Source organism: Inquilinus sp., assembly GCF_039594555.1.
Taxonomy (GTDB): Bacteria; Pseudomonadota; Alphaproteobacteria; order DSM-16000; family Inquilinaceae; genus Inquilinus.
The window spans coordinates 1-10,042 of the sequence record NZ_JBCNNF010000255.1 but is presented as its reverse complement, the minus strand read 5'-3'; the positions used below and the strand labels follow the sequence as shown (position 1 = coordinate 10,042).

At 70.1% G+C, this 10,042-nt stretch carries 10 protein-coding genes; 3 read left to right on the top strand and 7 right to left on the bottom strand.

What is annotated here, in order from left to right:
- A partial coding sequence (locus ABDW35_RS23900; protein WP_343716367.1) for an alcohol dehydrogenase catalytic domain-containing protein occupies window positions 1-190 on the bottom strand: 190 nt, incomplete at its 3' end.
- A 287-nt stretch (window positions 191-477) separates the two neighbouring features.
- On the opposite strand from ABDW35_RS23900, the gene ABDW35_RS23895 reads away from it, so the two are divergent.
- Together ABDW35_RS23895 and ABDW35_RS23890 are read left to right on the top strand one after the other, a co-directional pair.
- Complete coding sequence (locus tag ABDW35_RS23895) at window positions 478-1,581, top strand: FIST N-terminal domain-containing protein (protein ID WP_343716366.1); 1,104 nt, start codon at window positions 478-480, stop codon at window positions 1,579-1,581.
- 2 nt (window positions 1,582-1,583) lie between these two features.
- Window positions 1,584-4,271: a NahK/ErcS family hybrid sensor histidine kinase/response regulator gene (locus ABDW35_RS23890; RefSeq protein WP_343716365.1), complete on the top strand. Its 2,688-nt coding sequence runs from the start codon at window positions 1,584-1,586 to the stop codon at window positions 4,269-4,271.
- Between the two features lie 157 nt (window positions 4,272-4,428).
- Here ABDW35_RS23890 and ABDW35_RS23885 read toward each other — a convergent pair whose 3' ends face one another.
- Together ABDW35_RS23885 and ABDW35_RS23880 are read right to left on the bottom strand one after the other, a co-directional pair.
- Entirely contained in the window at window positions 4,429-4,974 is a 546-nt protein-coding gene (locus tag ABDW35_RS23885; RefSeq protein WP_343716364.1) for a MucR family transcriptional regulator, read from the bottom strand.
- Between the two features lie 483 nt (window positions 4,975-5,457).
- The gene (locus ABDW35_RS23880) at window positions 5,458-6,105 is read right to left on the bottom strand and encodes a response regulator transcription factor (protein ID WP_034839942.1); all 648 of its coding nucleotides are present in this window, start codon (window positions 6,103-6,105) and stop codon (window positions 5,458-5,460) included.
- A 189-nt stretch (window positions 6,106-6,294) separates the two neighbouring features.
- On the opposite strand from ABDW35_RS23880, the gene ABDW35_RS23875 reads away from it, so the two are divergent.
- On the top strand, window positions 6,295-7,152 hold the full coding sequence (locus tag ABDW35_RS23875) for a MaoC family dehydratase N-terminal domain-containing protein (RefSeq protein WP_343716363.1): 858 nt from the start codon (window positions 6,295-6,297) through the stop codon (window positions 7,150-7,152).
- 31 nt (window positions 7,153-7,183) lie between these two features.
- On the opposite strand, the gene ABDW35_RS23870 is transcribed toward ABDW35_RS23875, so the two are convergent.
- The 4 genes from ABDW35_RS23870 to ABDW35_RS23855 form a co-directional block, all read right to left on the bottom strand.
- Window positions 7,184-7,921 (bottom strand): SDR family oxidoreductase, encoded by a 738-nt coding sequence (locus tag ABDW35_RS23870; RefSeq protein ID WP_343716362.1) that lies wholly within the window; start codon window positions 7,919-7,921, stop codon window positions 7,184-7,186.
- Window positions 7,922-8,091: 170 nt separating this feature from the next.
- The gene (locus ABDW35_RS23865; RefSeq protein ID WP_343716361.1) at window positions 8,092-9,108 is read right to left on the bottom strand and encodes a hydroxyacid dehydrogenase; all 1,017 of its coding nucleotides are present in this window, start codon (window positions 9,106-9,108) and stop codon (window positions 8,092-8,094) included.
- Between the two features lie 24 nt (window positions 9,109-9,132).
- Window positions 9,133-9,858, bottom strand: a complete 726-nt coding sequence (locus ABDW35_RS23860; protein ID WP_343716360.1) for an SDR family NAD(P)-dependent oxidoreductase — start codon at window positions 9,856-9,858, stop codon at window positions 9,133-9,135.
- Between the two features lie 2 nt (window positions 9,859-9,860).
- A partial coding sequence (locus ABDW35_RS23855) for a hypothetical protein (RefSeq protein WP_343716359.1) occupies window positions 9,861-10,042 on the bottom strand: 182 nt, incomplete at its 5' end.

The following is a 10,042-nucleotide window of genomic DNA, read 5'->3' as shown; positions in this document are numbered from 1 at the left end:
CCTCATGCCCCAGGATCGACGGGAACAGCCCCTCCGGATCCGCGCCCGACAGCGTGAACTCGTCCGTGTGGCAGATCCCGGTCGCCTTGATCTCGACCAAGACCTCCCCGAACTTCGGACCCTCAAGGTCCACCTCCATGATCTCCAGAGGCTTCCCCGCGGCAACGGCCACTGCGGCACGCGTCTTCATCGGCATCCTCCATGTCTGTCGCGCCGTTCCATGCGGGCGCGTGCCCGGTCGCGCCACGGCCGTGCGGACCGGCGCCTGAACCTCCGGAAAACGGTAGCGGCAAAGAAAGACCGGCCGGAATAGGACTTTGGCACAACCGGATTCCGGGCGGATAATTGGACCTTGGATCAGTGGTCCCCGCCAGAGGGGCCCGATAAGCTTCTCGGGAGGAAGCGATGTCCCAAGCCAGTCAAGCCCAGGAGAGGACGGCCGTCATCGGCCCGAGCGGCATCCGTCGGGGAATGAGCATGAAGGCGTCGACGGAGGACGCGGTCGAGGAACTGCTGGACGCGATCGCCCAGGACCGGATGGAGATGGTCCTGCTGTTCTGCTCGCCCACCTACGACCTGCCGGCGGTGCTGGCCGAGATCGGCCGCCGGGCGCCGGAGGTGCGGGTGCTGGGCTGCACCACCGCCGGCGAGATCACCCCCGCCGGCTACCGCCAGGGGACGATCACCGGGATGAGCCTGTCCGCCGATCATTTCGCCACCTCGGTCCGGCTGATCGAGCCGGCCAGCTTCGAGATCGCCGACGGCGCCGCCATCATCAAGACCCTGCTGGCCGAGCACCAGGCCCGGCACCAGCACCGCTTCGACCCGTCGCGCAGCTTCGCCCTGCTGATCAATGACGGGCTGTCGATGCATGAGGAGATCATCGTCAGCGCGCTGGGCGACGCGCTGGGCGAGATCCCGCTGGTCGGCGGGTCGGCCGGCGATAACCTGGCCTTCCGCGAGACCGCGATCTTCCTGGACGGGCGCATCCTGTCCAGCGCGTCGCTGCTGGTGCTGGTGTCGACCGACCTGGCCTTCCGCGTGTTCGAGCGCCAGCATTTCGACGCGCTGGACCAGAAGATGGTGGTGACCCGGGCCGACCCGGCGCGGCGGCGGGTGATGGAGATCAACGCCGAGCCGGCGGCCGAGGAATACGCCCGGCTGATCGGGCTGGAGCGGGCCGACCTGACGCCGCTGGTCTTCGCCTCGCACCCGCTGGTGGTGAAGGCCGGAGGCCGCCACTATGTCCGCGCCATCAAACGGGCCGACGACGACGGCAGCCTGCATTTCTTCTGCGCCATCGACGAGGGAATCATCCTGAGCGTCGCAAAGAGCAGCGATCTGGTCGCGAATCTGGTGTCCCTGTTCGACGAGCTGCGCGCGGAATTGGGCAGCATCGACGCCGTGATCGGCTTCGACTGCGTGCTGCGCTATGTCGAGATGGAACAGCGCCAGATGCTGACCGAGGTCTCGAGGATCATGGCCCAGAACAACGTCGTCGGCTTCAACACCTATGGCGAGCAGTTCGGCATGATGCATGTCAGCCAGACCTTCACCGGGATCGCCTTCGGGCCGGGCTGAGCATGGGGCGGGAGGTCGCGACGCAGGATCGGACGGACGGCGAAGCCGAGCTTCGGCGCCAGGTCGCCAAGCTGTCCGAGATCAACCGCGCCCTGATGCAGCGGGTCGAGCACAGCCTCGACATGCAGGGCAACGCCTACCAGCTGTTCCAGACCGCGATCCTGCTGGACCAGAAGGTGCGCGACCGGACGCGCGAGCTGGAGCACGCGCTGAAGGCGGTGGAGCAGTCGAACCTGGAGCTGAGCGAGGCGATCGTCGCCAGCCGCACGGCGCAGAACCGGCTGCAGGACGCGATCGACAGCATCTCCGAGGGCTTCGCCATCTTCGACCCCGAGGACCGGCTGGTGCTGTTCAACCGCCGGTTCCTGGATTTCTGGCCGCGGCTGACCGACAGCATCCGGCCCGGCCTGTCGCTGGGCGCGCTGGTGCGGCTGGGTCTCGATGCCGGCATCATCCAGTCGGACGGGCTGACGCCGGAGGCCTGGATGGCCGAGCGCCGGCTGCAGCGCGCCACCACCCGCGACGGCGGCGCCCAGCGCTGGGTCTACGCCCTGGCCGACGGCCGCTGGGTGCAGGTCAACGACCGGCGGTCGACCGAGGGCGGCATCGCCTCGATCTACACCGACATCACCGACGTCAAGGATGCCGAGCGGCAGGAGCGCGAGAAGGCGCTGGCCGAGCGGTCGGCCCATCTGCAGGCGACGCTGGAGAGCATGTCGATCGGCGTCGCCGTGTTCGACCGCGACCAGAAGCTGGTGACCGCCAACCGGCGCTATGGCGAGCTGCTGGAGCTGCCGGCCGAGCTGCGGCGGGCCGGCGCCTCCTACCGCCGGTTCCAGGAGTTCAACGACGCGCGCGGCGCCCCGGCGCTGGGCACCGCCTCGCCGATCGGCCCGGGCTCCGCCCGCGGCGCAACCCGAGGGTCCGGCCCGCCGTCGGAGGTGGCGCTGAACGGCCGCTGGTTCGAGGTCAAGGGCGACCCGATGCCCGATGGCGGCTTCGTCACCTCCTATGTCGAGATCACCGAGCGCAAGATGGCGGAGGAGGCGCTGCTGGACAGCGAGCAGCGGATCCGGCTGTTCGCCAATGCGGTGCCGACCATGATCTCCTATGTCGACCGCGACCAGCGCTACCGCTTCGTCAACCGCGCCTACCGCGCCGGCTATGCCCCGAACGGCACGCCGATCCTGGGCCAGACGCTGCGGGCGGTGCTGGGCGACGCCGAGTACGGGCCGCGCCGGCCCTTCATCGAGCGGGCGCTGGCCGGCGCCACCGTCACCTTCGACCTGCCGCTGCCGGGTTCCGGCGACGAGATGCGCTTCGGCTTCGCCACCTATGTGCCGCACCGCAACCACCGCGACGAGGTGGTGGGCTTCTTCACCCTTATCCAGGACATCACCGAGCGCCGCCGGGCCGAGCGCATCCTGGAGGCGGCGAATGAGGAGCTGGAACGGCGGGTGCATGAGCGCACCGCCACCCTGTCGCGGCTGAACGAGGCGCTGTCGGCGGAGGTGGAGAAGCGCCGCCGCATCGCCCGCGAGCTGCGCGTCGCCAAGACCGAGGCGGAGCGCGCCAATGTCAGCAAGACCAAGTTCCTGGCCGATGCCAGCCACGACCTGCTGCAGCCGCTGAACGCCGCCCGGCTGTTCGTGGCGACGCTGGAGGACACGACGCTGCCGGCCGAGGGCGAGGCCCTTCTGGGCAAGATCGACCATGCCCTCGAAAACGTCGAGGAGCTGCTGAACATCCTGCTCGACATCTCCAAGCTCGATGCCGGCCGGGTCGGTGCGAACCTGCAGAGCGTGCCGCTGCCGCCGCTGATGGAGGCGCTGCACGACGAGGTGGCGCCGTTGGCCCAGCGCAAGGGCGTGGCCTTCACCCTGCTGCCCTGCTCGCTGACCGTCTGCTCCGACCCGCAGCTGCTGCGCCGCCTGCTGCAGAACTTCCTGACCAACGCGGTGCGCTACACCCCGGCCGGGCGGATCCTGTTCGGGGCCCGGCGCCGCGGCGACAAGGTCGAGTTGCAGGTCGCCGACACCGGCATCGGCATCCCGCAGGAGCGGCTGGACGAGATCTTCGAGGAGTTCCGGCGGCTGGACGGGCCGGAGACCGGGCCGAAGCCGGAGGCCGGGCAGAAGGGCTATGGCCTGGGCCTGTCGATCGTGCGCCGCATCAGCCGGCTACTGGGCACGGAGGTCAAGGTGCGGTCGGAGGTCGGCCGCGGCTCGATGTTCTCGGTGCTGGTGCCGCTGACCGATCCGGCGGCGCTGTGCGCGCCGCCACAGCCGGCCGCGGCCGCGGTGACGCCGGGCGCGGTCGACCGGGTGCGGGTGCTGGTGGTCGACAACGACCCCGCCATCCTCGACGGCATGACCCGGCTGCTGCGCAGCTGGGGCTGCCGCGTCGCCGCCGCCGGGGACAGGGCGGGGATGGAGGCGCGGATCGGGGCCGAGGGCTTCCGCCCGGACATCGTCCTGGCCGACTACCACCTCGACGGCGGGCAGCGCGGCACCGAGCTGATCATCGGCCTGCGCCACGCGCTGGACGAGGACATCCCCGCCGCGGTGATCACCGCCGACCGCAGCCCGGAGGTGCAGTCGCTGGTGCAGGCGCTGTCCGGCGTCAGCCTGCTGACCAAGCCGATCAAGCCGGCCCGGCTGCGCGCATTGATTGCCTCGGCAAGGCGGTGAACGCTACTGGCGTGGCCGCCTGACGGCGGGCTCGAAGCTTCCGGTGCTCACGCACCAACGTGCGCTGCGCTCCGGTTCTCGAAACCACCGCCAGCCGACTCACGCCAGCGCATTCTCCACCTTGCCGACCGCCAGTGATGGGTCGGGCCAGGAGACGTCACCGGCTGGAGCGCCGGCCGAGCTTCTGGGATTTGGCGCGGGCCGAGCACAGGGCGGCATAGCCGGGGGCGATCATCGGATAGCTCGCCGGCAACCCCCATTTCTCGCGGTATTCCTCAGGCGTCAGATTGTATGCCGCCTTGAGGTACCGCTTCATCGACTTGAACCTACGGCCGTCCTCCAGGCAGACGATGTAGTCCGGGGTGACCGACGCGCCGACCGGCACCGCGGGCCGCAGCCCGGTTTCCGGCGGCCGCTCCGCCGTCGAGATCTGCTCCAGCACGCTGTGCAGGTCGGCGATCAGCTTCGGCAGCGCCTGGCTGTCGACCGAGTTGCGGGCGAGATAGGCCAGGACGATGTCGACCGTCCAGGACACCGCATTGCCTTCGACCCGCTCCACCGCGGGCCGGACCGCCGGCCCGGTCGCGACCCGATCGGCGGCGACCGGCTTCGGGCCGTCCTCGATATCGGGGGCCGGGACCGGCCTTCGATCGGCCGCCATCGCCGCCGTGGCCTGCACGACGGCATCAGCAACCGGAATCACGACCCCGCGCCCGGAATGTTCGGATTTCGACAACACGTTCGACGCCCCGCAACTATGACGTTATGAATTTCGTAGAGATTTACGCCAAATGGTTTTCTGCTTTTTGTCGTACCATTACGCGATACAACCAAGTAGACGAGATTTGTATCCGAACATTTCTCGTAACAAGATCTATAAGAATATCAGCCTAAATTCCCAATCAAGCTCTGCCACGAGACAATATCCGACAGAATCCGAAATATCGGATTATGCGTTTTCGGGGAACGATGCCCCGACCGGCATCGGCTTCATGCGAAAACAGCGTCAATAGACCGGGCAGTCTAAATCCATCATGCCCAGGACGCAGCGCAGACGCCGCGATATTGGAAGAGGATTGCCGCTGAGCTGCCGGATCCGGACCTGTTCGATGCTGGATATGGACCGGCCCGGCCGAACAGACCTACGACGGGCAGTTCGACAGACATCCCCGATCGGCCGCCGGCCTTACAGGGCCCGGCGATACTTCTGGAACAGGATCACGGCCTGGGTGCGGCTGGAGACGCCGAGCTTCTGCAGCAGGCTGGAGACATGCGCCTTGACCGTCGTGATCTGCACGTCGATGGCATAGGCGATCTGCTTGTTCAGTAGGCCTTCGGCCATCAACTCCAGCACCTTGCGCTGCTGGTTGGTCAAGAGCTCGAACCGGCAGCGCACCGCCTCGTCCAGCGGCTCGTCCTCCTCCAGCTCGCCCGGGCCGATGGCGTCGAGCCCCGGGGTGTAGCTGCCGCCGTCGAGGATGGCGGAGATGGCGGAGACGATGGCGTCGCGCGACAGCGACTTCGGGATATAACCGACCGCGCCGGCGTCGAAGCATTCGCGCATCACGAAGCTGTCGGCCAGGGCCGAGATCACCGCCACCGGCACGTCCGGCCGGCGGGTGCGCAGCGAGCGCACGCCCTTGACCCCGTTCATCCCCGGCATGCGGAGGTCGAGCAGGATCAGGTCGATGTCCATCACGGAGGCGATCTGGTCCACGGCCTCGCCGAAGGTACCGCTCTCGAGCACGTCGACCTGGTCGTCGAGCGTCTTGAGCGTGCCCGCCAGGGCCTCGCGGAACATCGGGTGGTCGTCAGCGACCAGGACCGTGCGCATCGGCGTATCCTCGTCTCGGCGGCAACACGGAATTGAACGTCGCGCGAGTCGCCGGGTCAAGCGGGAAGCGCCGGTATTGGCCTTTGGTCCAAGGCGGTGCGGACCCGGCCGGCGCCCAGAAGGCTTGGCGTGGGGCCGAATCCGGGCGAGCCTTGCGCCGGATGCCAGGATCAGCAAGGACCCATGCCGATGGCCATGCCCGCCGTGCCGGAGCCCGATATCGACCAACTGCGCCGCTGGATCGGCCGCGAGGAGACGGCGGAGGACACCGTCACCGCCGATCTCGCCCGCAAGTTCCACGCGACGCTCGATTTGCCAGGACCGCCGCCGCAGGCCGGCGACGCGGTGCCGCGGCTGATCCATTTCTGCCTGGCGCAGCCGGCCGCGCCGACGGCGGAGTTGGGGCCGGATGGCCATCCGGCGCGCGGCGGCTTCCTGCCGCCGGTGCCGCTGCCACGCCGGATGTGGGCCGGCGGCAACGTCGCCTTCGACGGCGAGCTGCGGGTCGGCGACGCGGTGCGGCGGACGTCCCGCATCGCCGATGTCGTCGCCAAGCAGGGCCGCACCGGCCCGCTGTGCTTCGTCACGGTCGAGCATGTCATCGAGGCCGGCGGCCGCGCCGCGGTGCGGGAGCGGCAGGACCTGGTCTACCGTGGTCCCGACGGCGGTGCGAAGGCACCGGCGCCGCCGGCGGAGCCCGGCCGACAGCAGCGCCGGGTCGAGGCCGGGGCGACGCTGCTGTTCCGCTACTCCGCCCTGACCTTCAACGGCCACCGCATCCATTACGACCGCCGCCATGCGACCGAGGCCGAGGGCTATCCCGGCCTGGTCGTGCACGGGCCGCTGCAGGCGACGCTGCTGTGCCATTTCGCGGCCGCGATCCGGGGCACGCCGCCGGCACGCTTCGTCTTCCGCAGCCATTCGACGCTGTTCGACGGCGATGCGGTCGCGTTGCATGCCGGGGAGGCCGAAGGCGAAGCGCTCCGGCTGTGGACGGCGCGCGAGAGCGGGCCGGTGGCCATGGCGGCCGAGGCCTTCTGGGACTGATCGCCCGCTGCGTCAGAAACCAAACGGTCTCTCAGAAGCCGACGCCGCCATTGACCTGCAGGATCTCGCCGGCCAGGAAGGAGGCGCGGTCGGAGGCCAGGTACAGCACCGCCTCGGCCACGTCCTCCGGCCTGCCCTCGCGGCGCAGCGGCGTCCGCTCGACCGCCGCGGCCCGGCCCTCCGGCGTGTTGAAGACGTCGTGGAAGCGGGTGCCGATCAGCCCGGGTGCAACACCGTTCACCCGGATGCCGAGCGGCCCGACCTCCTTCGCCAGGCTGCGGGTGAAGGTGGCGACCGCGCCCTTGGTGGCGGCGTAATGCGCGGCGCCGAAGCCGCCGCCGTCGAAGGCGGCCAGCGACGACATGGTGACGATGGAGCCGCGGCGCCGCGGCTCCATCGATCGCAGCGCCGCCTGGCAGCACAGGAAGGTGCTGGTCAGGTTGACCGCGATCGCCTGCTCCCACAGCTCCAGCGAGGTGTCGACGCAGCGGCTGCGCTGCAGCAGGCCGCCGGCATTGGCGAACAGCACATCGACCAGCCCGAACTCGCGCTCGATATGGGCGAAGACCTCCGCCACCACCTCCGGCCGGGTCAGGTCGGCCGGCAGCGCCAGGGCGCCCAGTTCCGCCGATAGGGCCTCAGCCTCGTCCCGGCTGGTGGCATAGGTGAAGGCGACCCGGGCGCCCTCCCTGGCGAAGGCGCGGGTGGCGGCCGCGCCGATGCCCGAGGCCCCGCCGGTGACGAGCACGACCTTGTCCTGGAAGCTCATGGGAATTCCTTTCGCTGGGCGATATGGAGGCCGGGATAAGGGCGTTTCCATGCCTGAACCGTCATTGCGAGGAGGCGAAGCCGACGAAGCAATCTAGGGGCCGGCTCGCATTGGCCCCTGGATTGCTTCGCTGCGCTCGCAATGACGGTTCTGTCCGGACCTGGCGGTTCCTAAGCCATCGTGGCAAGCATCGCCGGGGTCACCCGGTGGCGCAGCGGCTCGCCGGCCAGGAAGCGGCGGATCTCGTCGACCGTGGTTGCGCCCTGGCGCTTGTGCGAATCCGCGCTGTGGCCGGCGGCGTGCGGCGACAGCACGACATTCGGCAAGCTGCGGAACGGGCTGTCGGCCGGCAGCGGCTCCTGGTCGAAGACGTCGAGCGCGGCGGTGAAGCGGCCGGTGCGCAGCGCCGCCAGCAGCGCCGCCTCGTCGACCAGCGACGGGCGGGCGGTGTTGATGAACAAGCAGCCGTCGCGCAGCCGCGCCAACTGGGGCGCGCCGATCATGTGCCGCGTCTCCGGCAATGCCGGGGCGTGCAGCGAGACGATGTCGCTGCCGGCCAGCACCTCGTCCAGGCCGGCGCGCTCGACCCCGAGTTCGGCCGCCTTCTCGGCGGTCAGGTAGGGGTCGGAGACCAGCAGGCGGCAGCCGAAGGCGCGGAACAGGCCTATCACCAGCCGGCCGACATAGCCGGCGCCGACGAGGCCGACCGTCTGCGCCCCGAGCAGCCGGCCGAGATGGCGCTGGCGCAGGTCGAGCCAGCCTTCGCCGGCCTTCATCCCGGCATCGTGCCTGTGCGGCTCGCGCAGGATCGACAGGGTCTGGGCGATCACGAACTCGGCCACCGATTCCGCGATGTTGACCGCGGCGTGGGAGACCTGGATGCGGCCGCTCTCGATCGCTGCGGCCGGCACCAGGCGGCGGACACTGCCGGCCGAATGGGCGACCAGGACCAGGTCCGGCCGGGCGGCCAGCACCGCGTCGCCGATCGGCGGCGTGCCCCAGCCGGTCAGCGCCGCCACCGCGCCGTCCAGCAGCCGGGGCAGGGTCTCCGCGCTCAGCTCGCCCGGCCCGGGCGCCCGCACCGTGGCGGCGGCGGCCAGCGCCTGCTCCGCGACGGGCGGGATCATCTGCGCCCGCATCTCCGGCGTCAGCAGCAGGGCCACCACCGGCCTGGATCCTGTCGACATCTTCGCGTCCTCCGATGGGGCCGGTCAGCTCCGGCTCGGCTGCAGCATGATCTCGGCGACATGGGCGCGCGGCGGCAGCGCCATGACGAACAGGCAGGCGGCGGCGACATCCTCCGGCTGCAGGGCCTTGCGGCGCGCCTCCGCCGGCACCGGCGCCGGCCGCTTGTCGAGCAGCGGCGTGTCGGTCATGCCAGGCAGGATCACGGTCAGGCGAAGGCCGTTGTCGCGCTCCTCCTCCATCACCGCATGGGACAGGGCCATCACCCCGGCCTTGGTGGCCTGGTAGGCGGCGCCGGAACGGTCGGGCTTCCGCGCCGCGACCGAGGCGATGTGGATGATCAGGCCCTGCCGGCGATCGCGCATGCCGGGCACCACGGCGCGGGTCAGGTTGAAGGCGGCGTTGAGGTTGGCATCGACCATCCCCGCCCAGCTGTCCGGCGTCAGCTCGCCGAAGCCGCGCTTGACGATGTTGGTGCCGACCGAGTTGACGACGATGTCGATCGCCCCGGCATGGGACGCCAGCGCCGCCTCCAGCCCCGCCGCGTCGGCGGCGTCGGCGGCGATCACCACGGCCGGCCGGTCCGGCGCGATGTCGCGGATCTCGGCCGCCACCGCATCCAGCTTTGCCCGGTCGCGGCCGAGCAGCAGCAGCGAGCCGCCTTCCCGTGCGGCGGCCAGCGCCGTGGCCCGCCCCATGCCGCTGCCGGCGCCGGCGACCAGGATCGTCCGGCCGGAAACCACACCCGCCATCGTCACACTCCCTGCTTGGGCGGCGCCGTCGAGGCCCGCACGATCAGCTGGGGCATGGCGCTGACATGCGCCTCCTGCCCCGCATCGGTGCCCTCGAGCACCCGGATCAGCGCGCCGACCGAGCAGAACATCAAAACCACGCCTAAAGCGCTGGATGCGATGATCACTCCTAAAGCCGCCCAGC